Source organism: Nocardia albiluteola, from assembly GCF_018860155.1.
Taxonomy (GTDB): domain Bacteria; phylum Actinomycetota; class Actinomycetes; order Mycobacteriales; family Mycobacteriaceae; genus Nocardia; species Nocardia albiluteola.
In genome coordinates, this window is sequence record NZ_JAHKNI010000002.1 from 522,651 (window position 1) to 548,075 (window position 25,425).

Sequence of the window (25,425 nt, forward strand, 5' to 3'; positions counted from 1 at the left end):
TATGTCCGATCTGTTGTGTGAAGCACTGATGATTCGTTTATTGGGCGGCTTCCGGGCGGAGCGTCAGGACGGTGATCTCGCTCGGCGCGAAAAGACGCAGCTGCGGGCCCCAGAAGCCGGTGCCGCGGCTGGTGTAGAGCCGGGTGCGCTCGCCGTGCAGGCTCAGGCCGGCGACCACCGGCTGCTCGAGGCGGACCAGGTAGTGGAATGGCCAGATCTGGCCGCCGTGGGTGTGCCCGGAGATCTGCAGGGCGACCCCGGCCTCGACCGCGTCGGCGACCTGTTTGGGTTGATGGGCCAGCAGCACCACCGGCAGCTCCGGGTCGGCGCCGGCGAGCGCGGCGGGCAGGTCCGGTCCGTGCCCGGGCAGGCCGGTGCCCGTGGGGTCGTCGATGCCCGCGATGACCAGGCCGTCGCCGTCGCGGGTGACGATCTCGTGCTGATTGCGCAGCGGCTGCCAGCCGATCGAGGCCATGTGCTCGATCCAACCCGGTGCGTCCCCGAAGTACTCGTGGTTGCCGGTGATGTAGAACCGGCCCAGGGCCGCGGACACCTTGCCGAGCGGATCGACCTGCGCCCGCCGTTTCGCGACCGAGCCGTCCGCGAGATCGCCGGCGTGACAGGCGATATCGGGCTGCAGCCCATTGACGACCTCGACGACCCGCTCAGACCAGCGCAGCCGGTTCAGCGCGGCGTAGTGGGTATCGGTGATGACCACCAGCCGCAGCCCGTCGAGCCCGGCGCCCAGCCCCCGGATCGGCACCTCGACCCGCCGCACCCGCGGTACCCGCCGGGCCTCGGTGATTGCCCATGCCACGGCCACCGCCGCTACGGCCAGCACGCCGATCGCGACGATCCGCGAACGCGCCGGATCGGGCACGCCGGCCAGGGCCAGTACCAGCCCGGCGATATTTCCGAGCACCGAGCAGGTGAACAACACCCACATCGTGCCGAGCAGCGTGTCGCCCACGATCGAGGCCGCATCGGACTGGACGGGCCCGTGCCCGAGCAGCATGCCCGCGGGCAGGCACACGTAGCCGACCAGGAAGATCGCGGTACCGAGCCAGAACGCCGCGCCGGAGGAGGTGGCGCCGACCAGCGTCCACCAGGGAAGTAGCAGCAACAGCGCGGGAATCGCCAGGAACATAACCAGGCGGGGGACGTATTTCACCTTGAAGCCATCCTCGTCGAGCGAGCGCGGGGCACAGCACCCGGCCGTACCGACGATACCGGCCGCCCCGTTGTCCGGTCCGAATCCGCACGTCGGCGACCGGAGGTACGCCGAATGCGCCGGACGTCGATCCGTGTCGCGGTTTTCCGTGGTCGGAATTTCCAAGCCCGGCGGGTCGAAACCTAGGCTCGTGGAATGACAACAGAACCTGCCGCCGACCTCCAACGCGCCTTCGCGGCGGTCGGTGAGCTGATCGCCGCGATAGGCCCCGAACAGTGGGTGTCTCCGACGCCGTGTTCCGAGTGGACCGTGCGCGACGTGGTCGCCCATCTGGTCGGGCTGAACCGGGTATTTGTCGCGATGATGGGGGCCGGGCCCATGCCCGACCAGGGCCAGGACCACCTGGGCGAGGATCCCGTCGCGGCATACCGGGACTCCGCGGTCGCCCTCACCGCCGTCTTCGCCGAGCCCGGGGTACTTGAGAAGACCTTCACCAGCACCCTCGGCTCGACCACGGGCGAGATCCGTCTGCGCATCCGAATCGCAGACCTGCTCACCCACGGCTGGGATCTGCAGCGCGCCACCGGAATTCGTGCCGACCTGCCAGATGACCTGGTCGAGCAGTCGCTGGCCATCGTCCAGGAACAAATGGTCGGTCAGTCACGTGCGGGCCGCTTCGACGACCCACAGCCCGTCGCCGATGACGCGCCGGCGATCGAACGGCTCGCGGCGTTCACGGGCCGGAAGGTGTAGGGATCTCCGGCTTTTCCCGAATACTCACCGGCTCCGGAGCGGGGTGAAGCAGGTGGCCAGGCGCATCGCGACGAAGGCCGGATGGTGTGCTGCGCGTCCGGTGTTGGTGTGCCAGGCGCGTGCTGAACCGGCTTATGGCGTGCAAGGGTGTGCGCGGGCCGCCCGGCGGAACTCGCGAATATCGCGTGCTGTTGGTATTTCGGTGGCTTCCGTGCTGTGTCGCACGCTCGGTATGGGGTGCGATGGGTGCGAGAATCTGTTGCGGGGGTGGTAACCGGAACCTGGTCGCGTTCGTACCCGCGAGGAGTGTCGATGCCGTCACGATGGTTTCGCCGGCTAGTCCCGGTAGTGGGATTGGTGCTGGTTGCCGGGCTTGCCGCGGGGCCGGCCGCCGCGCGGGATCCGCTCGGGCGGTTCTCTCAGCAGGATCTCGTATGGGAGCCCTGCGGGGATGCGGTGCTCGATGCGGCGGGGGCGCAGTGTGCGGGGGTGCTGGTTCCGCTCGATTACGGTCGGCCCGACGGGCGCACCTTGACGGTCGCGATCTCCCGTATTCGCGCGAGCGATCCGGCGCGGCGGCGCGGGATTCTGCTGGGCAACCCGGGCGGGCCGGGTGGGTCCGGCCTGCGCACCATGGTGAGCGTGGCGAAGAGTCTGTCGCCCGACGTGCGGGCGCAGTACGACCTGATCGGGATGGATCCGCGCGGGATCGGCCGTTCCGGCCGGGTGAATTGTGTTGTGCCGCTGCCCACCATGCTGTTCTCCGCGGGTTTCGACCTGTTCGGCTATGCGCGCGACGCCGCCCTGGCCGGTGGGCTGGCCGCCTCCTGCCTGGCGGGCGACCGCGAGAAGATCCGCCGGATCACCACTCGCAACACCGCGCGCGATATGGACGTCATCCGAGGCGCGCTGGGTGAGCCACTGCTGAACTACTACGGCGCCTCCTACGGGACGTATCTGGGATCGGTGTACTCCCAGATGTTTCCGGGGCGCAGCGACCGGATGGTGCTGGACAGCGCGATCGACCCGGACCGCTACTGGGTCGGGATGTACCAGGACATGGGCCCGATCAACGAGGCGGCACTGGACGACTGGACGGTGTGGGCGGCCCGGCACGACGCCGACTACCACTTCGGCGGCACCCCGCGGGAGGTGCGCGGATTCGTGGAGGAATTGATCCGCCGCGCCGCCGCGCACCCGATCGTGAGCCTCGGCTCCCAGTATCTGGTCGACGAGCACACGGTGCCGCTGATGCTGGTTGCGCTGCTGGCGATTCCACGGCTGAATGCCGTCCTCGCCGATGTCGTGCGGATGGTGTACGACGGTGTGTCCGGCCGTGGGCTCGATGTGGACGAGCTGAAGTCGAAGATCACGGCCGCCGCGCCGCTCGAACCGGCCGCGATGGCCGCGGTGCTGTGCGGGGACAAGGCGGCACCCCGCGACCCGGCGTGGTACTACCGCAACATCCGGGCGGCCCGGACGACGCAGCCGGTGTTCGGCGCCTTCGCCAACAACATCACCGTCTGCGCGTACTGGCCCGATCCGGTCGAGCCGCCCACCGTGATCCAGAACGACACGCCCGCACTGATTCTCGCGTCGATCCACGACACGCGCGTTGCATATCCGGAAGCCCTTGCACTGCACCGGGATATGACGTCCTCCCGCCTGATTACCCTGGCGGACACGAGAATTCATGTCGCCTTCCGCCCCGGACTCAGCCCCTGCGTGAACGATGCCGTCAATATCTATCTCGCGCAGGGGATCCTGCCCTCGTCCGACATCATTTGCGAACCGGATCCCGGCTTCTTTCCCAAGTAGGTAGCGTGTTGCGGTTCCGGTCGGCACCTTTGCGTTTCGCGGATCGACCGGTTCGGCGCTCTGACCGTCCTCGCCGACCTTGGCGCCCAGGCGAGCTGATGCCGCGGCCACTGTGATGGCCGCCACCTTCAGGCCTGTCACATTCCCCCTGCGCGGCCGGTCATGGAGACAGAGCACAACGAACGAACGAACTACGAAGGAGATAACGATGGCTCTGCAGGTCACCACCATCATGCTGGCGGTTGCGGACATGGACCGCGCGAAGAAGTTCTACGAGGGTATCGGCGCGAAGATCGCCCAGGACTACCCGCAGTTCGCCAAGTTCGACCTCGGTGAGAGCTCATCGCTGGGCCTGTATCCGGTCGATGTTGCCGGTGCCGATGCGGGCGTCGGCACCGAGGGCAGCGGTTTCAAGGGGGTGTCGTTCCACTACATCGTGGAGTCGACCGACGAGGTGGACGAGGTGATCGCCGCCGCGGTCGCCGGGGGTGGTTCGGTGGTCAAGGAGGCGGCCGGTGCGCAATGGGGTGGGTACTTCGGGTATTTCGCCGATCCGGACGGGTACCTGTGGAAGGCCGCGACCTCGGCCTGAGTGCCCGACCGAGGATCCGGTCCGAGACGACGGGCCTCGAACACAGCTGTGGCCCCGGTGAACATCGCCGGGGCCACAGCTCGTAGAGCTCGGATCAGAACATGTTCGCGAGGGACGAGTCCCGCGACTGCAGATCGGAGTTACCGGTGTGCACGAGCTGACCGGCCTCGACCAGCGTCTGGTTGAGCTGGGCGATGTTCTGGTTCCACTGGTTCTGCAGGTGTGCGAAGGCATCGTTCGCGTCACCGTGCCAGTGCTGCTGCACGAAGCTGGTGACCTGCTTGTGGAAGTCCTCCAGGTCGGTCATTAGGCTGCGCGCGCGGCTGATGAACGCATCGGCACCTGCCGCGACATCGCCGAAATTAGCGGAGATCCGAGACGAATCGTTGGCGGCCATAAAACGCTCCTTTGAACGTGTTGGTCAGGAATGTGGGGTTAGATTGCGGGGAGATCCAGGCTGGAGTTCTGCTTGGTGATCTGGCTCTGGAAATCCTCGTCCTGCTTGGCGTATTCCTTGGACGTCTTCATCAGAGCGTCGACAGTGTTGGCGAGCTTGTTGTTCATCGCCTGCGCCTGCTCGTAGTACCGTTCCATGAACGTGTCGAACGCGCCGCGAGCAGCACCGCTCCACGAGGCTGTCGTGCTCTCCTGATCCGACTTGGTGGACGAGATGTGGGAGATCAGCTTCTGGTGCTGCGCATCCATGTCCTTGGAGAACTTGTCCATCAGTTCGGGACTGGCATCAAGTTGGCCCGCCATTGCGTGCTCCTCTCGGTTCTACGATTGATCGGCCGGATTGTCGGCCGATCTTCGTCATGTCTGGTTGGACGTGTACAACGTCCGTTCGGTTCCATCTACTTCTGCCCAGTATGAAGGGCACCCCCCAGGCGATGGAGCCGATCTGTGGTGTGCCTTCCGAGCAACCGGCTCTGGTACCAGGGGCAGTCGAGGCCGCGCGAGGCCTCGGATCTGGACCCTCCTTCCTCCCGAATCGCGAACTCCGTCACGAGGGAGTCGATTGGCTACACAGTGTTGGACGATGCCCGTACCCGTTCGGTTCCATCGACATCGCGTCGAGTTTCGCGGTGGAGGAATTCGGCGCGCAACACCCCCTGTGTGGACACTCGCAGTGGCGACAGCGTGTCTCCTCCTTCCCCCAAGGTGCCGCTGTACCCCAGCTGACAGGCATGACTGCCGCTTTACCCTACCAACCGCGTGGCCCGGGGGCCACAGGTAATGATCCGGACACCGATTTCCTGTCGTGATGGTGATCGAATGCGCTGGTCGGGCCCGGCTGATCCGGCGGGCGGCGCCGAGTGCGGTCCAGCTCCTCACATCCCTTGGCTGTTGGCGAGAAGTGCGTACTGCGCCGCCGCCCGTTGGTGAGCGTCGTCGATTTGGGGGCTCCAGACGAGTGCGACATACTGGCGATAGCGCACCGCGCACGTGAAATTCTTCACGTTGTATCGACTCGGGAGCTGTGTGCATTTCGTATCGGGTACCCCGGCGGGGGACATGTTCGAATCCGGCGCATTCAGAATCTTCGACCACACCTCGCGAGCGCGTTCGGTGCTTGCGCTCCGATAGAGCACATCGCCGTGGTCATTCCTGTCGACGCCGCTTTGGAACAGGTGCCCGAGGCCCTGTGGAATGTAGTCACCGAGCGTTCTGTGGTAAGAATCGGATACGCCGAATTCATTGATGCCGAGCGAGGTATACAGTGCCTTGGCGGATTCCTGCTCCATCTGGAAGTGCAGAAATCCCCGGAGATCGTACGATGCCAGGTAGCGGGGGTCCGCGTACCATCTCCCGTCCGTATTGAGCAGCCTTCGCAGCATGCCGTTCGTGTCCATGTCCTGTTTGATTATTTCGACCGGGCTCAGCGGCGGAAGCGTGTCGAGCAGCGCCGCCTGCTTGTCGAATGCCTTTTCGGTCAGGGCCTTCATCGTGCCGACGTCGCCGCCCGGGATTTGGACGACCGCGCTCACGGCGTAGTGTCCGTGCGCAATTGTCGACTCCAATACCGGAGTGCCCTGCTGCGAATGTGAATGAGCGGCCGGATATTTGTCCAGGCTCTCCGGTCGGTTCCTGTCCGGAGCGCTGCCGAAGTCGGTGCTTTCAATATCGGCGGCAGCGTGTGCGGCATCGTCGTCACCGGCGAATTGCATGACCGTCAGGGTGAGCAGCGTGGCATTCGGCAATGTGTAGACCGCGCCCGGCGGCTCGATATCCGTGCTGCCCGATGTGAATCCGAACAACACCTTGTCCCGGACGGCGGCCGCGGCACCCGCGTCCGACAGCGCATCATTCATGTCGTAGTCGTGCGTGAGGCCGTCCGCGCCGGCGCCGAACTTCAGCCGGGGATCGATGTCCAGCCCGAGCGCCACGTGGCCGGCCAGCCGTATCGCGGCGAGGCTCTTCCCCTTGTCGTAGTAGTGGTCGTAACTGGTCGTGGCGTCGAGCGGGACGACCGGGTAGCGCCCCACCGCAAGGTGTCTGACGTCGATCTCGCCCGCCGTCGGGGTGCCCGGCACGGTGCTCCCGCACCCCGTCAGCAGCAACAACGATGCGGCCGCCGCGGTCAATCCGATTATCTTCCGTTTCATGCTGCGGGAACTATCTCGTGAGCAGGGCGTATTGCGCGGATATCCGCTGATGGGCGTCGACTATCTGGTCCGACCACACCTCGGCCACATAGCGGTCGTAGGCAACGACGCAATGGAACCGTGGGGGGTTGCCGATGGTCACCATGGCGGTGGCGGATCCGGTCTCGTCGCAATGGGCCGAGGGAAGATTCGCGGGTGGTTCGGCCACCCGGTGGAGCCTGTGGATCGTGCTGCGCACATCGGCGAGATATCGGGCGTTCTCGGCATCTCGGGTTCGATACAGCCGCCCGGCATTGATCGCCATCAAATCCATACCGGTCCGGGTGTACAGATCGCGATCGGCGCCGGGATCCTCGGACAGCAGCAGAGAGCCGTGGCGGTCGTAGACCGTGGCTGGATTACTGTCGTCGGTACCCCCGGGCGCGAAGAGGGAGCGCGCGATCATGCCGTCCCGATCGATTCTTATCGTGGTCAGCCGATCGATGGGAGTGGGGTGAAAATTCGCCAGTGCGGGAGGCACCGCCCGGATGACTTTCCCGGTGACATCGGTGAGTTCGCCCGCGTCGCTCATGCCGACCTCGACCATCGCCTGATCGAGCACCTCCGTATACAGCACGTATGTACTGCTCGCGGTGAAGGATTGCTGGCTGTCGGTGCCCGGCTGCCAGAAGGCCTGGGTCTCCGGATGCCCATCGATGCCGATCCGCTGGGCGCCGGGAGTATGCGAGAACTGGTTGTCGCCCAGTATCTTTGCCGCCGCGGTTGCGTTGGCGGGGCTGTCGAATATCAGGACCGAGTAGAACAACTGAATTGATATCTCGGTGTCCGGATTCGAGTGTGCCGCGACGTTCAGACCCGCGATGAAGCCAGGCGTCTGCGCATCGAGATCATCGACGAAAAGGCCGGTCGCTTTGGCCTTCTGAGTGAAACCGTACAGCTGGTCCGGGCCGTTGCCGAATTCGTACTCGAATCGCGGATCGATATCCATCGGCAGCGGCACGGTGCTCGCGAGCTGCTGGCCCTCGGCGAGCCTGGCCCGCTGGAGCGTGGGCGCGGGAATCGTGATCGGGGTGGTCTTGTACGACCCCACCTCCAGTGTGCGCACATCCACCGATGTCGCGGGAGTACCGGACGAGCCCGATCCGCACGCCGCCAGCGGCGCGGCCAGCCCGATCGCCAGCAGCGCCAACGCTTTTCGCATGTCTCCCCCTTGCCGTTGCCAATCGGGGTGAGCGGTCACCTCACCCGTTCGGAACCCCCCTGCGCGATACCGGAGGCGAACCTTACTGAATCCTGTTGTGCAGCACCGGAACCAGCTTGGCGAGCTCGGTCACCTGCGAATTCGCATCCCAGCTGCGCATGGCCGCGACCGCGGTCGGGTCGTCCAGCGGGATGACAGTGGCGCGAGAGTTGGTGATCTCGTAGGGCAATCCGAGCAGGCCGCCGCCGCCCGCGCTCTTGTCGCTGCGGACGGCGAGGATGTAGCTGTCGTCGGCGGCGTTGATGCTGTCGTAGTCGGTCATGGGGCGGGACGAGGTCTCACTGCCCTGCTTGACGTAGCTGAGGTTGTAGACGAACCCGAGGCCCTGCAGGAACTCGGTCTGGGGCGTGCCGCCGAGGTAGATCGAGACCTTGCCGCCGTCCATGACGTCGACCATGGTGATGGTCTTGCCCGCGAAGGCCGGGTTCTGCGCCTTGGCCTGGGCCGGCGAGGTCGGTGCGGCCGCCGCGGCGCTCGTCGCGCTGGTGGCCGGCGTGGTGGGCTGCGAGCCGCCGCTCTGGGAGATCCAGATGCCGATGCCCGCGGCGACCGCCACCACGACCACCCCGACACCGGCCGGAATCAGCCAGCGCGGACGGGATTTGGGCGAGGGCAGCAGGTCGGACAGGTCGCCGGGCCCCGGTGCGGGGATCCGGGGATCGGCCGTGCCGGGTGGGCCGTACGAACCCGAGAGCGCCATCCGCGGATCGGTGCCCGGCCGCGGATCGTGGACCTGGATCGGATAGGTCGGCGAGGTGCTCGTCGGGGTCGGATTGTGGCCGGGGACAAGGGTATTGGCCACGGCGTCGGTGAATTCTCGACAGGTGTTGTACCTTTCGGCCGGATTCTTGGCCAGCACCTTGGCGAAGACCTGATCGATGGCCGGCGGCAGGCCGGGGGAGAGCTTGGTGGCCTGCGGCGGCGGATCGTACAGGTGGCCCATCATGACCATCGCCGGTTGCGCTGCAGGATAAGGGTTCTGGCCGGTAAGCAGCTTGTAGAAGGCGCAGCCCAGGCTGTAGATGTCGGCGTGGTGATCCACCGCCATGCCCTGCAACTGCTCCGGCGGGGCGTAGGCGATGGTGGCGACGAAGCTGCCGGTCTGGGTCAGCTCGCCGGGATCCTCGGTGGATTTCGCGACGCCGAAATCGGTCAGCAGCACCCGCTCGTCCTCCTCGCCGTCGGTTGTCGACAGCAGGAAGTTGGCGGGTTTGACGTCGCGGTGCAGCAGGCCGCGCCGATGCGCGTAGTCCAGCCCCCGGCCCACCTCGGTGACGATGCGCAGCGCGCGCAGCGGGGTCATGGCGTGCCGGTCGCGGGCCAGCTCGTCCGAGGCGTCGGTGCCCTGGACGTACTGCATCGCGATCCACAGCTGACCGTCCTCCTCGCCGCGGTTGTAGACGGAGACGATATTCGGATGGTCAAGTCCCGCAGCGAGATTGGCCTCGCGCTCGAAACGCCCACGGAATTCGGCATTGGAAGACAGCTCACCGCTGAGCACCTTGATCGCGTCCATGCGCGGCAGGCTCGGGTGTTTGCCCAGGTAGACGGTGCCCATCCCGCCGGCGCCGAGCACTCGCTCGATCCGATACCCACCGACGATGGTGCCGGGACTCATCGCCATCTTCTACAAACTCACTCTCGATCGGTGGGATGATTGCCGCCCAAACTCGCCCATACTAAGGCTCCCACTGACTGTTGGCCAGCAGGGCGAATTGCGCAGCGGCCCGCTGATGTGCGTCGATCAGCTGATTGGATTCGACGTAGCCGACGTAGTTGCGGTAGGCGACGATGCAGGTGAAACGCTTCTGCCCGCCCAGCGAGGACGCCCACTCGTCGCCGCCGTCGCTGTTGTCCACGCACGCCGAGGCGGGCAGCTTCGGCACGGCCTCCGCGTTGGAGTGATGCGGGCCGGGGGTGAGCCGATCGGTGACCGCCTTCGCGGCGCCGGCCGCGTCGGCGGTGCGGACCACCAGTGCGTCACCGGTTCTGGCGAACTTCAGGCCGCCGATCGCGGTGAAGGTCTTCTTCGCATCGGCCCGATCGGGCAGGTAGTGCAGAATGCCGCGCGGGCCGAAGACCGCGTTCTGGTCGCCGAATATCGGATTGCCGTTCTGATCCGGGTTCAGCGCGCGGCTGAGCAGATATTCCGGATCCCACGCCAGATTCAGGGTGTCCACGTCGGAGATCGGCGACAGCTGATTCAGCACCGGATTCTCGGTGCCGTAGGTCTTTTCGATCAGCGCGCTCAGATTGGCCTGATCGGCGGTGGGCGCGAACGCCACCACCGCCTCAACGTACGAGCCGTGCGCAAGGAACGACCGCATGACCGGGGTGCCCGGCCGCCAGTGCGCATGCGCGTCGGGGTATTTGCCCAGCGGGACAGGCTGATTGGCCTTGTTGACCCCGAGGTCCGCGGCATAGAAGTCGCCCGCGGCGCGGGTGGCCGTCGCCGCATCCGCGAATTGCATGACCATCAGGTCGATCGTGGTCGAGTTCTGCTTGTCCGCGGTGGGCCAGTCGCCGGAGCCCAGGAAGTTGCTCCGATCCGAGCCGGCGGATTCGAAGCCGAAGTACATGTCGTCGCGCTTGGCGACCGCGGTCATCGCATCGCCGGGGCCGAGACTGCCCGGCAGACCCGAGGTGAACGACTGCGAGGTCAGACCCACGCGCATCCGGGGGTCGACATCGTAGGCCGTGGTGACGAATTCGCTCAGCCGCAGCCCGGCGATCTGCAGGCTGTCGAGCAGATCGGGGGGATCGTCGTCGTGGATGTCCAGCGGATCGACCGGGTAGCTTCCGATGTCGAGGGTGCGCACATCGATCTCCGACGGCCCGGCCGAGCCGTGCACGGCCGAACCGCACGCGGTGAGCGTGGTGGCCAGGCCGATTCCGGCCAGCGCGACGATCAGGCGGCGAAGCGCGGGGGTCATGATTTCGCCTTCACCAGGATCGCGTACTGGGCCGAAATGCGTTGCTGCGCATCGAGCAGCTGGTTGCCCCAGGACTGGGATGCGTAGCGGCCGTAGGCCACCGCGCAGTAATAGTGGATCGCCTGGGTCTGCGGGCCGTGGTACTGGCGGCATTTGGCGATCGGCAGGCCGCGCGGCGGTGCGGCGGACTTGAAGTGCTTTTCCAGATCGCCGAGCTGGTCGCGGGCGTCCAGGGCGGTGGCCTCGTCGCGGGTGCGGTACAGATCGTTGCCGTACTGTGCGTATTTGTCGACGCCGTCGGCGACGAGCCACTGCTGGGTGCTCAGCGGGTCGGTGCTCCAGTTCAGTGCGGCGTGCGCGTCGTAGACCGCGGGCGGATTCAGCCAGTCGTCGGTGGAGGCCTTGGGGCGCACCATCGTCCGGCCGAGCATGCCGGAATCATCGATGGGCTGATCGGTGAGCTGATCGACCGGATGCGGGGTGAATTTCGCGATCGCCGGAACGACCGTGTCCAGGCTCTTGGTGACCTTGCCGACCAGTTCGGGCAGGTCGGTGTGGTGGAACCAGATCCTGGCGTGGTCGTACACCGAGGTGAACACGAGCATCTTCCCGCTCGCGTACCAGTCGTCGATCGCCTGCGTGCCCGGTTCCCAATGGGCATGGGCGGCGGGATATTTGGGGATCGGCACCGGCTGGCTGCCGGGCTTGCTGGTGAAATCGAGATGTTCCAGGGCGGAAGCGGCGCCGGCGGCGGACTGCTCGTCGGGGAAGAGCATCACCGCGTTGACCAGTTCGAGGCCCGCGATGGCCTGGCTGCTTCTGCCGTAGCTGACGAAGCCGCCGACCAGGCCGGGCGCCACGGCGGCGAAATTGTCCAGATTGCAGAAATTCGGCAGCATCGAATTCTTGGGATCGGTGAACACGACGGCATTCGGATTTCCGCCGTAGACCAGTGCGGGATCGATATCCATCGCCAGCGGGACCACGTTGCCGAGACGCTCGGCCTCGATGTTCGCGGCCTGCAGGGCACTCTTCGGTTTGCCCATATCGCGCGGACTCGCGTTGTAGGGGCCGAAATCCAACGCGCTCAGGTCGATCCGTGGTGTGGGGGAGGACCCGCCGTGGCTCGAACCGCAGCCCGTGAGCAGGGCGGTGAGCAGCAGCGTCAGGCCGATCGCTGATACCGACGACCTGCGCATACTTCCCCTCCCGTGGAACACGGCCGCGTCCACCCGCTCGGCGACGGCCCGTCGGTATCCTACACACCCGGCCGACGGTGGCCGGGTGTGAAGTTAACCCCCTGTACGCGTTCACAGGCTGTTGGCCAGCAGCGCATATGCGGCCGCGGCTCGGGTGCGGATATCGGAGCGGTCGTTGCTCACGACCACCTCGACGTATCGGCCGTGGGTGATGAAGCAGCGGTACGAGAACTGCCGGGTGCTGTCGCCGCTGCTGCTCAGCTGCAGGCACCGGGCGCCCGGTAGCTGCGCGGGAGCGTCGGCCGACTCGTAGGTCGTGTCCGTGGCGGCGACCAGGCCGTTGACCAGACGCCCGGCCGCCGGGGCGTCGCGCACGCGCAGCACCGTGCTGGTGTCGGCGATGGCGACCGCATCCAGGCCGGTATCGGCGGCCAGTCTCCGGCGACCCGCCTCGTCCTGGCCGTTATCGATGAAATCGTTGGGGCCGTAGCTGGCGAAGCGATCCCGGTCGGGCGTGATCGCGGTGCGGTCGCGCACCACCGCACGGGCCAGCAGGCCGTCCGGATCCAGCGGCAGGCCGGCCAGCCGATCGGCCGGCGTGGCGGTGAACGCGTCCAGCGCGGGGACCTGGGCGTCGAAGCACTTGCTCACCCACGCCAGCAGATCCTGATCGTCCGGCTTGGGCCGCTCGACGAACAGCGAGATGACGAAGTCCTTGTGCGCCAGGAAGGCCCCGACGTTGTTGATGCCGGGGCGCCAGTGGATGAAGGCATCGTGATACTTCGGCAGGGTGAGCTTCTGGTTGTCGACGGGGTCGACACCGAAATCGGCGTCCTCGAGCTCGCCCGCGGCGCGCGTCGCGGTGTCGGCGTCCGGGAATCGCATCACGAAGTCGGTGACCGAGGTGGTGTCGGAGGTGGCGACGCCGCTGCCGGGCTCGTCGGCCTTGTCGGCGCCGGAGGTGGTGTAGCCGGCGAGCAGGTTCTCCTTGTCCAGGATCGGCTTGGACACCATGGCGAGCAGACGGGTGGTGGCCTCGGTGTCGTCCGCCACGACGCGCCCGCCCTGGCCGACCACCAGCGACGGGTCGATCGCCACCGCCGGAACCACCGCCCGCGACATCCGCATGCCCTCCGCCAGCGCACCGGCAGTGCCGGCGGTCTGGGTGTAGGAGTGTTTGTCCACGGCGAAGCTGCCGACATTCAGGGTGCGGACATCGAGTTCGGCGGCGGTCGGCGTGCCCTTCACCCCGCATCCGGCCAGGAGCGCGACGGCTGCGGCCGCGGTCAGCGACGCCTGTATGCGGCGTGTCGTGAGGCGCATTGCGGGACCCCCGATTCCTCCAGGTAACCGATCAAAAGTATCGCACCGGGGGTCGCCGCGCGGGCTCTCGCGGCTGGCAACATCCGTGGGTTACCGGCTCCTGGCCAGGATCGAATACTGCGCGGCCGCACGCTGATACAACCCCTGTTCGGTCCGGCCCTCCAGGGTGTCCGCGGACCCGACCAGGCCGACATAGCGCCCGTAGACCACCGCGCAGATCGAGCGGGCGTTGGTCACGGGATCCGCCTCGTCCCGCTCGACGCAGTGCGCATCGGTGATGCCCGGCGGGTTCGCGAGCTCCTGGTCGTCGTGCCCGACGAGGGTCAGCGTCGCCTGCAGCCGGAATGCCGAATCGAGATCCTTGGTGCGGTAGATCTTTCCGGCGTTCTGGGCGACGAGGTCGACGCCGTCGGCGGCGAACGCCCGGCGCATCAGGCCGGCGTCGTCCTCGAAATGCAGTGCGGCGCCGGGATCGTAGACGCCCTCGAGGTTGTCGAGCGAGTAGTCGCTGGGCGCCACCACGCTGCGGGGATCGGCCAGTGTGCGTCGCAGCATCGCGTCCCGGTCCGCCTCGAGTCCCGGGATGTCCTGTGGCGGTGTGGGTGTCAGGCTCGCCATTGCCGCGAACTGGGCCCGCGCCAACGCGGTCAGCCGGGCGGCCAGCGCGACCGGATCCGGCCGCGGGAGCACGGCCTGGATCAGCACGAGGTACGCGCCGCGCACCGCGAGGAGCTGACCGGTCGCGTCGTCGGCCGACCCGGCCGGGGCATTCGGCTCGGCGACTGGCAGGGGGTGACGTCCGGGAGATCCCATGGCGCCGTTGAGATCCCTCGCCGCCGCCTGGGCCGCGGCCGGATCGCCGAAGCGCAGCAGGGCGATGTCGGCGGCCCGGCGCGCGCGCAGGCTCCGGTTGTTGCGCCCCAGCATGACACCGCCGATGAGGCTGTGCGCGGGGGCGATCGAGGCGAATGCCTGCGGCAGCAGATGATCGTTGTCCAGGATTCCCACGGCGTCGCTGTCGAGGATCTCGACGTCCGAGGCGAAATTCAGGTCCGGATCGATATCGGACGGGTCGGCCAGATAGCCGAACATGCGGCGCGCCTCGAGCCGGTAGACCTCGTCGGCCGAGTCGGTCTCCGGGCGGTAGTCGGCCGGATTCGCGACGTACGGGCCGACATTGAGCGTGCGCAGCTCGGCGCCCGTCATCCCCGCGACGGCGTGGCCGGGCACGACGGAGGAGGTCAGGGTGCCGGTGACGGTCGCGATCGCGGCGGCCAGGATCGTCGTGAGGACGACGACCCGGAAGCGGTGGATTCGCTCTCGCATGCGCCTCATCGATCCGTCAGCAGGACGTACTGCGCCGCCACCTTCTGGTGCAGTACATCGAGGTTCGGGTCCTTCGCCAGGACCGTGTAGTGGTCGAGCTGGAAGACGCATTCGTCGGTGTCCGGCTCGGATTCCTGTGTGTCGGAAAAGCATTCGATATTGCCCGGGATTCCCGGCGGCGGGGGAAGGAGATGGTCGCGCGATGCCGGCCGCCAGCGCGCCCAGAGCGCGCGCGCCGCCGCGCCGGTGCGGCTGTGGAAGACCTTGGCGCCCCCGATGGCGGCGCGATCGATGTCTCCCGTCGTCAGCGCCCGGATGTCCGGATCGTCGAGCTGTTCGATCGCGCCTCGCCCGGCGTAGACGCCGTCCGGGACCTGGCGGGTCGTCTGCCGCGCCGAGGGCAGTGTGTGTCCGAGCAGTCCGTCCGGATCGAGCGGGAGGTGCTCGAAACGATCGGCCGGGGTTGGCGAAAAGTCGTCCAGCAGCGGCAGTTCCGCGTCCAGCGCCCGCTGCGTGCGGTCGACGAGGGCGCCGAGGTCGGGGGGTGCCGCGGGCGCGTCCACCTTGACGAACACCACGAACGGGCCGTGCGTGAGCCAGGTGCCCAGCGAGGCCACCGTCGGCTGCCAATGTGCCCGGGCCTGTGGATATTTCGGCATCGGCACGGGTTGATTGGCCGACGCGAAGGTGAAGTCGTCGTGCTCGAGCGCCGATCCGGCGGCGGTGGCGCGGGCGGCGTCCGGGAGCTCGATGACCGCGATGCTCATCGTGCGCGCCGGCGGCGCGGATCCGGTGGCGGGCGGGATCTGCCCTGTGACAACCCATCCGCCCCGCAGGCCCGGGGTATCGGCCTCGAAGGTGTCGTTGACCAGGATGCCGTCCAGTCCGTTGTGGTCGATCACGAGCCCGGCGTCCTGCAGCTGGGTCAGGGCGGGATCCGCCTCGGACGGCAACGCGACGTAATCGGCCAGCCGCTGCGACTCGCGGATGCGTGCCTGGCGGTTGTTCAGCGCGTCGCCGAGCGCGCGCGGAACGATCCGGTAGTGGCCGACGTCCAGTCGCGACATGTTGGTCTCCTGCCGCTCCGGCGTGCCGGAAACCATTGCCCCGCAACCACTGACAATGATCATCAGGGCACTCGCGACGAGTGCGGCGGCACACTGCGGCGCCGGAGTGGCCTGCATCCTTCTCCCTCCAGGGCGGTTCGTACGATAGCAATGCCGGGAGCGCCGGACTCGCGGTGCGCCGGTGCTTTAACCTGTTGCGTGTGCTGACGACGATCGGGGGCCTGTGCCATAGGGGCCGATTCCTGTGAGGGATCGGCAGGTCGAGGTCGTCTCCGGAAACCACGTCGTGGTTCGCGTGGCGGGCGTCGTCGTGCTGGTCGCCCATCGCGAGGGCGGGCCGGTGCGCGACGATTCCGCGGCCATGCGCGCGGCCGAGGCGCTGTCGCAGCTGGCCTTCGAGGCGGCCGAGCAGAGCCCCGGCGAACCCGGGCGGCTCATCGCCCAGCAGGTCACGGACTGGCTGATAAGCGAGCCGGGCAACCGGATCGACCTCGGGATCGTGTCGCAGGCCGATACCGGAGGGGTGGCGATCTTCCTGCACGGCGCGGTTACCGCGGTGCTGGCCGGTGAGCCCGGCGTCGACTATCTGCGCGGCGCGGATGCGGCCTTCACCGTCGATCGGATCGCCGAGGCGCCCGCGCGGGCGGCGGCGATCTTCGTCGACGAGGAGCCCGGTCGCGCCCCGGAGCTGCCCGGGCGTGGAATCGGCTCCCTGGTCGAGGGTGTGGCGCCCGCGTCCGGGGCGGTGATCTGGTTCGAGGGACGGCGGTCACGGGCACGAGATGTCGAGGTTACGCCGGTTTCGGCTGCGCCGGTTTCGGTGCCGCAGCCCGCGGTGGACCCGCGGCGCCTGGCGCAGACCCAGCTCGGTCGACCCGCGGATTTCCTGTCGCAGCAGCCCCCGCTGTCGCCGCAGCCGCCCGTGCCGCAGCCCTTGTTGTCGCCGCAGCCGCCCGTGCCGCAGCCCTTGTTGTCGCCGCAGTCGTCCGTGCCGCAGCCCTTGTTGTCGCCGCAGCCGTCCGTGCCGCAACCCGCGCTGTCGCAGCAGTCGCCCATGCCGCAGCCCCCGCCGTTGCCGCAACAACCGCCCTTCCAGCAGCCCCCGCCGTTCCCACAGCAGTCCGACGCGCACAGCATTCCCACCGAACAGGGCCGGCACGGCTCGCCCGATTCGAACCCGCAGGGATATCCGGCCGAGCCCGACCGTGCGGCCGCGCCGGGCGTGCGGGTGCTGGGATTCAAGTGTGCGCGAGCGCATCCCAGCGATCCGCGCTCGGCGTTCTGCACGGTCTGCGGGATGCCGGTGGATCAGACCCAGCAGCTCGCAGAGGTGCTGCGTCCCGCCCTGGGCACGCTGGTGCTCGACGACGGCACCACGTTCACCCTGGTCTCGGACGCGGTGCTGGGCCGGGACCCGCAGAACTCCGATGCCGCCCGGCAGGGCCTGGCGCCGTTCCAGATCGAGGACAATTCCGGTGGCATGTCCCGCGCGCATGCCGAGATCCGCCTGGTGAACTGGGATGTCACGCTCGTGGACCGCGGCTCGACCAACGGCACGCAGGCCCGGCCGCCCGGCTACGATTGGATCCGCCTGCAGCCCGGCCAGCCCCTGGCCCTGACGTACGGTACCGAGGTCATGCTGGGCAACCGCGTGCTGCGCTTCGATCCGGCCGCGCCGCCGCCCTTCGGCTGAGCCCCAACAGATTCCGGGCTACTCGTACCGGGACTCGCACGTCTGCTGGGTGCCCAGCACCCCCGCGCGGAAGGCATCCACGCGCGAGAATCCACTGGGGACGGTCTTTCCCGCGGCGTCGCTGGCGGCCAGGCCGTCGGTGAGCAGGCCCGAGACCGCCTTGTCGAGATCGCCGGGAGACAGGGCGATATCGCCGGTGGCCGCGGTGCGGGTCGGATCGCCCAGCTTGGCGGTGATGACCCCAGACAGGCAGGCCGCGCGCAGGCTGGTCTTCGCGCCCGACAGCTGTTCGTGCAGATTGTGTTGCACCGCAAGGGTGTACCGGGACACGAACACCACGTAGGCGTTGTAGTCGCCCGCGATGCGGGTCGGAAAGCCGTTCTGGTCATCGGCATTCGCCGCGCCGCGGGTGGCCAGGCCGGGTACGTCGGTGCCGATGGTATTCGTTGCGGGACAGTAGGTCACCGGCTCGGTGTCGGTGGCGTCCGAGCACCCCATCCGGGCGCCGTGGTAGTCGTAGGACGGCTCGTCCGAGACCGGCATGATCGAGGCCATGGCCTTGCCGAGCTCGATGAGATTGTCCTTGGTGATGGGCAGTTCGCCGTGCGTGGGATCGTCGCCGTAGGACTGCGGCAGGCCCCGGCGGCGGTTGTTCACATCCGTCATGTCGATGGCTCCGCAGGCTTTGGGGCCGTCGGTGAATCCGATCTGCACCGCGCTCACCCGCTCGAAGGCCGAGCCGTGCACCGACTCGACGTCGCCGGGGTTGGCGTCGCGGATCGCCACCGTGGCGGCCAGCACGCTGTTCAAGCCGTCGGAGGTGTTGAGCGTGAAGTGCTTCGAACCGCCCTGTGCCACATGGCGCATGAACACCCCGGCGAAGCAATCGGCCTGCTGCTCCTTGACGATCACCGGGGTCTTGTCCTCGACGGTGTGCGCCATGTTCTGGATCGCGTGGCCGTACTCGTGGGCCAGCACCATGACGATCGCCATTTTGCCGAAGCTCGCGGACATCAGCGGCAGCAGCACGCCGCGATCCCACCCGATAGAATTGTCCAGTCGGCAGTACGCCGCGTTCACCAGGCGCAGGGTGGACTGCCCGCAGAACGGGCTGTTCACGGTGGACTTGGCGTCCCAGGAGTGCAGCGTGGTGACCGGGGCGAACGTACCGTCGAAATCCTTGTGATACTCGTCCTGCCAATAGCTTTGGATGTCCTCGACGGCGTTCAGGGCGAGCGTGTCGAACTCGCCGTGGTCGCCGCCGGCGGCGGTCAGCGTGCTGTCCGGCGCTCCCGGCCGCGGGCCACTCGGACCGCTCGTGGTGGGCAGTCCCGCGACCAGGAACGGATCCTGATAGATGGATACCGCGTGCCCGACGACGGTCGAGGTGCAGCCGGTGAGCACCGTGACCGCGAGCCCCAGCGCGGCAAACGCCGCCATCACCTGGCGTTTCGCCACTTGTACGTCCTCCCCTGGGCGGTCGCGGATCCGTTGCGGGCGGGTGCGCGAGAAAATATGCACTCCACCGATGTCCGAGCTTTCGCATAGTATCCGGCACATGTCATCACCGGGGGCACAGCGGATCACCGTGCGCTATGAGGGAGTCGATAGGGGCTTCAACGCAGGTCAGCAGATCACCATCGGCCGCGCGCCGGAGGTAACGCTGTTCGTCGACAGTCCGCTGATCTCCCGGGTCCACGCAACACTCAGCTGGCAGGGTAGCGGCTGGATCCTGTCCGACAACGGAAGTACCAACGGCGTGTTCGTCGACGCGCAGCGGGTCACCGGGCCGGTGCACATCGGCCGGGCGACTCAGGTGCGGCTGGGCAACGCGGTCGACGGTCCATTGCTACAGCTGCTGCCGGACGGCGCGCCGCAGCCCGCACCGCAGCGTCCTCCCGCCTCGCCGCAGCAGCGTCCGGGGCCCGCGATGCAATCCCCCAATGCGCCGGTGCCCCCGGCACAGTATTCCGGGCCTCCGCAGGGCTCGGTTGTCCCGCCGCAGCGTCCCGTGCCGCCCGCGCAGCGTCCCGCCATGCCGCCGCAGGGAGTGGGTACGCCGCAGTCGCCGGGGATGCCCCCGCAGGGTTCGTTGACTCCGCCACTGGGTGCGGGTGGGCCGCAGGGAGCGATGACTCCGCCGCGGGGGCCGGGGAATGTGCCGCAGGGACTTGGGAATTCACCCTACGGCGCGATGCCGCCGCAGGGATCGACGCCGCCGGGCCAGATCGCGCCGCAGGGGCAGATGGCCCCGCCGCAGCGTCCGCCGACGCCCGCACAGGGTCTGCAGCAGCCGGGCCGGCAGCACCCGTCGACGCCGGCGCCGGGCGTGCAACAGCCCACTCCGCAGTGGCCGCCCGCGCCGGCCGCCGCTCCGCAGCGCCCCCCGGCCCCGCCGCAGCAGCCCCCCGCCGCACCGGCATCCGGGCAGGGCCTCGCGGGCCGGCAACAACACCCGGCCGCACCGGCGTCCGGGCAGCAGGGCCTCGCGGGCCGGCCCCAGGATCGGGTCCCCCCGTCCGCGCCGCAGCCTCCCGCTTCCCCGAATGCCCGCCCGCCGCAACCAGTTGCGGCGAACGCGGGCGCGGCGAACCTGAACATGACGACCAAGGCCGATGCCTCGATGCTCCCGCCGATGCGGGCGCGCGCCTCCACCGGTCCCGTCGCGCGCGCCGACCGGATTCCGCCGGGCGGCCTCACCCTCGGCCGCACCAGCGACAACCAGATCGTCGTCAACGACCCGCTGGCCTCCCGCCGGCACGCCCGCCTGGTCAAGGGGCCCGAGGGGCTGGTCATCGAGGACCTCGGCTCGGCCAACGGCACCTTCGTCAACGGCCGCCGCGAACAGCGAACGACGTTGCGAGAGCGCGATATCGTCACCATCGGCAACGCCGACTTCCTGGTGCAGGACGGCACGCTGGCGCTGCGCCAGAAGCCCGTGGCCGAACAGGGCCTGGACGTGCAGGGCGTCGGCTTCACCGTCGAGGGCCACAAGCAGCTGCTGGTCGATGTCAACATGCAGGCCGGGCGCGGCACACTGACCGCGCTGATCGGGCCGTCCGGCGCGGGCAAGTCGACGCTGTCCAAACTCGTTGCGGGAGCGACCCATCCGTCCGCGGGCGTGGTCACCTTCGAGGGCCGTAACCTGCACGCCGAATACCAGGCCATGCGCAGTCGTATCGGCATGGTCCCCCAGGACGACGTGCTGCACCGTCAGCTCACCGTGCGCCAGGCCCTGGGCTTCGCCGCCGAGCTGCGGCTGCCCCCCGACACCACCAAGGCCGACCGCCGCCAGGTCATCGACGGTGTGCTGCAGGAACTCTCGCTCACCGAGCACGCCGACACCCGCGTGGACCGCCTCTCGGGCGGCCAGCGCAAGCGCGCCTCGGTGGCCATGGAACTGCTCACCGGCCCGGCGCTGCTGCTGCTGGACGAGCCGACCTCCGGCCTGGACCCGGCGCTGGACCGCCAGGTCATGACGATGCTGCGGGAGCTGGCCGACGCCGGGCGCACCGTCATCGTGGTGACCCACTCGGTGGCCTGCCTGGACATGTGCGATCAGGTGTTGCTGCTCGCGCCCGGCGGCAAGACCGCGTACTTCGGGCATCCCGGCGCGGTCGGCGAGGTGCTGGGCACCAGCGATTGGGCGGACATCTTCGCGCGGGTCGCGGCCGACCCCGACGGCGCGTTCGCGAACTACCGCTCGCGGCAGGCCGCGGTGCCGCCGCCACCACCGCCCGCGCCGCGCGGCGATGTCGGGCGGCCGCCGAAGACCAGTGCGCGCAAACAGTTCTCGACCCTGGCCCGGCGGCAGGTCCGGCTGATCCTGGCCGATCGCGGGTACCTGGCGTTCCTCGCGATCCTGCCGTTCGTGCTGGGCGGGCTGTCCCTGGTGGTGCCGGGGAAGAACGGATTTTCCAAGGGCGCGCTCACCCAGGTGAGCGACGGGCACGGCGGCATCGCTTTCATACCGTCCGGCGGTACCGAGTCACTGCAGCTGCTCGTCGTGCTGGTGCTGGGCGCCTGCTTCATGGGATCCACGCTGACCGTGCGCGATCTGGTCGGCGAGCGCCCGATCTTCCAGCGCGAGCGGGCCGTTGGGCTGCGGCCCTGGTCGTATCTGATGGCCAAGATCACGATCTTCGGCTTCGCCGCGATGCTGCAGGCGGCGGTGCTGGTCGCGATCGTGCTCATCGGCAAGAAGCAGCCGGGGCACGGCACGCTGATTCCCTCGGGCAACATCGAGCTGTACGTCGATATCGCGGCGACCGCGGTCTGCTGCGTCATTGTCGGCCTGCTCCTGTCGACCCTGGCGAGGTCGAGCGAACAGGTGATGCCGCTGCTGGTGGTCGTCATCATGGTGCAGCTCGTCATGGCGGGCGGCATGATCTCGGTGACCAACCGCGTCGTACTCGAGCAGATCGCCTGGTTGTTCCCCGCGCGCTGGGGATTCGGCGCCGGCGCCTCGACGGTCAACCTGAAGACCCTGGACCCCGCCGACAGCGACGTGATGCACGAGGCGCTGTGGAAACACACGGTGAACATCTGGACGCTGGACATCGGGATGCTCGTTGCGTTGGCTGTAGTTCTATCGATCATTACGTGGTGGAGGCTGCGGCTGCGGAAGTCCTCCTCGTGAGTAGTCAATGTCGGACCCCCGCGAAACGGCGGCAACCAGGTAATAAACCTGCCCGGTCGCGCGTGTCGCCGAAGAAGAAGGCACACTTGTGGCTGTGACGGCTCGAGTTGGGGCAGTACATCTCGGCTGGGATGTGGTGTCCGTGGCCGGCGGTGGCGGTGGCATACCGATCCGCCCGGTCCAGGTGGAAGGCACATACACCCCGCCCGCGTACCTGCTGGCGGATGCATCCGGTCGCCTGCACACCGCAGGCTCCGACAGGCAGCGCTCCGACCTGGGCATTGCCATATCCGATGTCCGCGACATCCTGGGCCACAAGCAGATCCGCATCGCGGGTGCGACGTGGCCCGCCGAGCTGGTGTTCCGGGCGCGGCTGTACAACCCGCTGGCCTCGATCGGCAAGTACGTGCGTGGCAAGCCGGACGTGATCGCGCTGCCGTATCCGGACGACTGGCCGGACGAGAAGATCGACGAGTACGCCCGGCTGGTCGAACAGCTGGACGTTGCCTGCGAACCGCTACCCGAGTCCGTGGCGCTGTCCGGATACGTGCGCGCCCTGGGCGTGGTCACCCCGCCCGAGCCCGGCCGCGCCGCGACCAGCGCCACGGGGGTCTACTCCGACGGCCGCGAGTGCCTGGTGGTCTCGGTCAACGGCGACGACGAGCAGCCCACCGAATCGGTCGGCGTACCGATCTCGCCCGATGCCATGCGCGACGCGCATCATGCCGACAACGTGGTGATCGAGGTGATGGCCGCGGCCCGGTCGATCCGCGCGGACACCTCCACCGTCCTGCTCACCGGCAACGTGTGCTTCAACGACGCGCTGCGCCTGGCGTTCCAGAACCATCTCGGGCACCGGCTGCGCGTGGCCGACCACCCGATGCACTCCCTCGTGCTGGGCGCGGCGCATCTGCTGGTCACCGACAGCGAATACGCCGACGAGGGCCCCGATCAGGGATACGGCCCCGAACCCGCGCGTCCGGGCGGACCGGCGCCGGTACCGCAGGGCCCGGGGCAGGCAGCAGCCCCGGCGCGCCCGCCCGACCAGGGCCGTCCGGTGAATCAGGCGCAACAGGGCGGCCGGGGCCCGGCGCGTCCGGGCGGCACCTACCCGGGCCCGGGCACGGGGGCGCAAAACCTGGTGAACACCCCGCCGAGCGGGCAGGGTTCCGCGGTGGTCGCGACAGCCGAGGGCGGCCGTCACGGCCGGCGCGGGCCCGAGCCGACCGGGCAGGTGCCGGATTCGCGGCAGTCCCCCGCGTCCCCGGGGCGGCATGCCGCGCCCGACGCCGAGGAGGACGAACAGACCGTCCACGTCCCCCGCGATCAGGTCTCGAACGTGCGCTCCGATTTCGCGTCCATGGACGGCCGCGCGACTATCGCGCCGGGCTCCCCGGCCGACACCAAGCAGACGACCAAGATGGGTTTCGGCACCGAACCGGCCGGTCCCCGCGCGCGTCACCCCGAACCCCCGGCCCGGCCCGGTGGCGAGGGCGAGCAGTCCGGTCAGATGTGGAACAAGGTCAAGGACAACCTTTTCGGCGCGCCGACGATCGTGGGGGCGGTCGCGCTGGCCGCCATCGCCATCCATTCGGCCGCCGGACTGGTCGGCCCGGCCGCCGACGCCATCGGCCCCCGGTCGATCGCGGGCTCGGTCCGGCCGGCGGCCGCATCTGCGGCCCCGGTCCAGCAGCCGGACGGTCTCGACCTCGGCTCGCCGATCCACATCTAGCCGAGCGCCGGGGATCGATTTCGGGAGCGTGCGGCCGGGCTGGTACCGTTGTCCGCTGGCGTGTAGTACGTCGCGGGTTCTCCCGTGCGTCTCCACGGGCTCCCCGGGTCTAAGCCGGCCGCCGGGGCCGCCCGACCGCTCGCCTGGCCGGTAGAACACAACGACAGACAGGGAAAAACTGTGCCTACGTACAGCCCCAAGGCGGGTGACACCACGCGCAAGTGGTACGTCATCGACGCCACTGACGTGGTGCTCGGCCGCCTTGCCGTGCAGGCAGCGAATCTGCTGCGTGGCAAGAACAAGCCGACCTACGCCCCCAACGTCGATGGTGGCGATTTCGTCATCATCATCAACGCCGACAAGGTTGCCGTCTCCGGCAACAAGCGGCAGGACAAGCAGCTGTACACCCACTCCGGGTTCCCGGGCGGCCTGAAGGCCCGGTCTGTCGGGCAGCTGCTCGACACTCGCCCGGAGCGTGTGGTGGAGCGTGCCGTCAAGGGCATGATCCCCAAGAACAAGCTCGGCAACAAGATCGGCGCCAAGCTCAAGGTCTACGGCGGCCCGTCGCACCCGCACACGGCTCAGCAGCCCATTCCGTTCGAGATCAAGCAGGTGGCCCAGTGACCGCTCCTGAGGAATTCAACGACGACTACGTCGTCGAGGACACCGCCGTCGAGATCGTCGACGAGGGCGCCGGCTACGAGGAGTCCTACGAGTCCGTCTCGGTCGCCCCGATCGTGATCGACCGTCCGGTGCAGACCGTCGGCCGCCGCAAGGAGGCCGTTGTTCGCGTGCGACTGATGCCGGGCACCGGTCAGTTCAAGCTGAACGACCGCAGCATCGAGGACTACTTCCCGAACAAGGTGCACCAGCAGCTGGTGAAGTCCCCGCTGGTCACCGTCGAGCGCACCGAGTCGTTCGACATCCACGCCCGCCTGGTCGGCGGCGGCCCGTCGGGTCAGGCCGGCGCGCTGCGCCTGGCGATCGCCCGCGCGCTGATCGAGGTCACCCCCGAGGATCGTCCCGCCCTCAAGCGGGCCGGCTTCCTCACGCGTGACCCGCGTGCGACCGAGCGTAAGAAGTACGGCCTCAAGAAGGCCCGCAAGGCCCCGCAGTACTCGAAGCGCTGATCTTGCATCCTCCGGCCACCCCGTCCGGCACCAGCTGTGGTGCCGGACGGGTTACGGTCGGCGCGTCATATGTATGAGAGCAGGCCGCCCCTATCGGGGGTGCCTGCTCTCGTGCTGTATTGAACTGGTGCGCGTAGGGTTTCGGCGGTATTGACCCTCGAACCCGGCGGCATCTCCCGCAT

The 25,425-nt window shown here is 68.3% G+C and carries 20 protein-coding genes and 1 pseudogene; 9 read left to right on the top strand and 12 right to left on the bottom strand.

The window, feature by feature from the left end:
• Positions 1-37: 37 nt before the first annotated feature.
• Positions 38-1,171 (bottom strand): metallophosphoesterase, encoded by a 1,134-nt coding sequence (locus KO481_RS08250; protein WP_308166425.1) that lies wholly within the window; start codon positions 1,169-1,171, stop codon positions 38-40.
• Between the two features lie 195 nt (positions 1,172-1,366).
• On the opposite strand from KO481_RS08250, the gene KO481_RS08255 reads away from it, so the two are divergent.
• The 3 genes from KO481_RS08255 to KO481_RS08265 all read left to right on the top strand — a co-directional run bounded on the left by KO481_RS08255 (position 1,367) and on the right by KO481_RS08265 (position 4,334).
• The gene (locus KO481_RS08255; RefSeq protein WP_215916390.1) at positions 1,367-1,924 is read left to right on the top strand and encodes a TIGR03086 family metal-binding protein; all 558 of its coding nucleotides are present in this window, start codon (positions 1,367-1,369) and stop codon (positions 1,922-1,924) included.
• 312 nt (positions 1,925-2,236) lie between these two features.
• Positions 2,237-3,742 (top strand): alpha/beta fold hydrolase, encoded by a 1,506-nt coding sequence (locus tag KO481_RS08260; RefSeq protein WP_215916391.1) that lies wholly within the window; start codon positions 2,237-2,239, stop codon positions 3,740-3,742.
• Positions 3,743-3,950: 208 nt separating this feature from the next.
• A complete protein-coding gene (locus KO481_RS08265; RefSeq protein ID WP_245400545.1) occupies positions 3,951-4,334 on the top strand; it encodes a VOC family protein in 384 nt (127 codons plus the stop codon).
• A gap of 94 nt (positions 4,335-4,428) precedes the next feature.
• Here the strand turns inward: KO481_RS08265 and KO481_RS08270 are convergent, their stop codons facing one another.
• The 10 genes from KO481_RS08270 to KO481_RS08315 form a co-directional block, all read right to left on the bottom strand.
• The gene (locus KO481_RS08270) at positions 4,429-4,731 is read right to left on the bottom strand and encodes a WXG100 family type VII secretion target (RefSeq protein ID WP_215916392.1); all 303 of its coding nucleotides are present in this window, start codon (positions 4,729-4,731) and stop codon (positions 4,429-4,431) included.
• A gap of 38 nt (positions 4,732-4,769) precedes the next feature.
• A complete protein-coding gene (locus KO481_RS08275; RefSeq protein WP_215916393.1) occupies positions 4,770-5,093 on the bottom strand; it encodes a WXG100 family type VII secretion target in 324 nt (107 codons plus the stop codon).
• 572 nt (positions 5,094-5,665) lie between these two features.
• Positions 5,666-6,940 (bottom strand): DUF7373 family lipoprotein, encoded by a 1,275-nt coding sequence (locus KO481_RS08280; protein ID WP_215916394.1) that lies wholly within the window; start codon positions 6,938-6,940, stop codon positions 5,666-5,668.
• Positions 6,941-6,950: 10 nt separating this feature from the next.
• Positions 6,951-8,141 carry a DUF7373 family lipoprotein gene (locus tag KO481_RS08285; RefSeq protein ID WP_215916395.1) on the bottom strand — a complete coding sequence of 397 codons (1,191 nt, stop codon included), beginning with the start codon at positions 8,139-8,141 and terminating at the stop codon, positions 6,951-6,953.
• A gap of 82 nt (positions 8,142-8,223) precedes the next feature.
• Entirely contained in the window at positions 8,224-9,819 is a 1,596-nt protein-coding gene (locus KO481_RS08290; protein WP_245400546.1) for a serine/threonine-protein kinase, read from the bottom strand.
• A 61-nt stretch (positions 9,820-9,880) separates the two neighbouring features.
• On the bottom strand, positions 9,881-11,134 hold the full coding sequence (locus KO481_RS08295; protein ID WP_215916397.1) for a DUF7373 family lipoprotein: 1,254 nt from the start codon (positions 11,132-11,134) through the stop codon (positions 9,881-9,883).
• A complete protein-coding gene (locus tag KO481_RS08300; RefSeq protein ID WP_215916398.1) occupies positions 11,131-12,333 on the bottom strand; it encodes a DUF7373 family lipoprotein in 1,203 nt (400 codons plus the stop codon). Before KO481_RS08300 ends, KO481_RS08295 begins: the two co-directional genes overlap by 4 nt.
• A 111-nt stretch (positions 12,334-12,444) precedes the next feature.
• Complete coding sequence (locus tag KO481_RS08305) at positions 12,445-13,656, bottom strand: DUF7373 family lipoprotein (protein WP_245400547.1); 1,212 nt, start codon at positions 13,654-13,656, stop codon at positions 12,445-12,447.
• A gap of 90 nt (positions 13,657-13,746) precedes the next feature.
• Positions 13,747-14,982: a DUF7373 family lipoprotein gene (locus KO481_RS08310; protein WP_215916399.1), complete on the bottom strand. Its 1,236-nt coding sequence runs from the start codon at positions 14,980-14,982 to the stop codon at positions 13,747-13,749.
• A gap of 5 nt (positions 14,983-14,987) precedes the next feature.
• The gene (locus tag KO481_RS08315) at positions 14,988-16,166 is read right to left on the bottom strand and encodes a DUF7373 family lipoprotein (RefSeq protein WP_215916400.1); all 1,179 of its coding nucleotides are present in this window, start codon (positions 16,164-16,166) and stop codon (positions 14,988-14,990) included.
• 127 nt (positions 16,167-16,293) lie between these two features.
• Between KO481_RS08315 and KO481_RS08320 the strand changes: the two genes are divergently transcribed.
• A complete protein-coding gene (locus KO481_RS08320; protein WP_308166427.1) occupies positions 16,294-17,742 on the top strand; it encodes an FHA domain-containing protein in 1,449 nt (482 codons plus the stop codon).
• Positions 17,743-17,760: 18 nt separating this feature from the next.
• Here KO481_RS08320 and KO481_RS08325 read toward each other — a convergent pair whose 3' ends face one another.
• Positions 17,761-19,182 (bottom strand): neutral zinc metallopeptidase, encoded by a 1,422-nt coding sequence (locus KO481_RS08325; protein WP_215916688.1) that lies wholly within the window; start codon positions 19,180-19,182, stop codon positions 17,761-17,763.
• A 118-nt stretch (positions 19,183-19,300) separates the two neighbouring features.
• On the opposite strand from KO481_RS08325, the pseudogene KO481_RS42850 reads away from it, so the two are divergent.
• The 5 genes and pseudogenes from KO481_RS42850 to rpsI form a co-directional block, all read left to right on the top strand.
• A pseudogene (locus KO481_RS42850) lies at positions 19,301-19,558 on the top strand (FHA domain-containing protein); the annotation flags it as partial.
• A 429-nt stretch (positions 19,559-19,987) separates the two neighbouring features.
• On the top strand, positions 19,988-22,381 hold the full coding sequence (locus tag KO481_RS08335) for an ATP-binding cassette domain-containing protein (RefSeq protein ID WP_215916689.1): 2,394 nt from the start codon (positions 19,988-19,990) through the stop codon (positions 22,379-22,381).
• A 94-nt stretch (positions 22,382-22,475) separates the two neighbouring features.
• Positions 22,476-24,113 (top strand): hypothetical protein, encoded by a 1,638-nt coding sequence (locus KO481_RS42855; RefSeq protein WP_245400548.1) that lies wholly within the window; start codon positions 22,476-22,478, stop codon positions 24,111-24,113.
• Between the two features lie 180 nt (positions 24,114-24,293).
• Positions 24,294-24,737, top strand: a complete 444-nt coding sequence (gene rplM, locus KO481_RS08345) for a 50S ribosomal protein L13 (RefSeq protein ID WP_215916401.1) — start codon at positions 24,294-24,296, stop codon at positions 24,735-24,737.
• A gap of 53 nt (positions 24,738-24,790) precedes the next feature.
• The gene (gene rpsI / locus KO481_RS08350) at positions 24,791-25,243 is read left to right on the top strand and encodes a 30S ribosomal protein S9 (protein WP_308166465.1); all 453 of its coding nucleotides are present in this window, start codon (positions 24,791-24,793) and stop codon (positions 25,241-25,243) included.
• Positions 25,244-25,425: the final 182 nt, after the last annotated feature.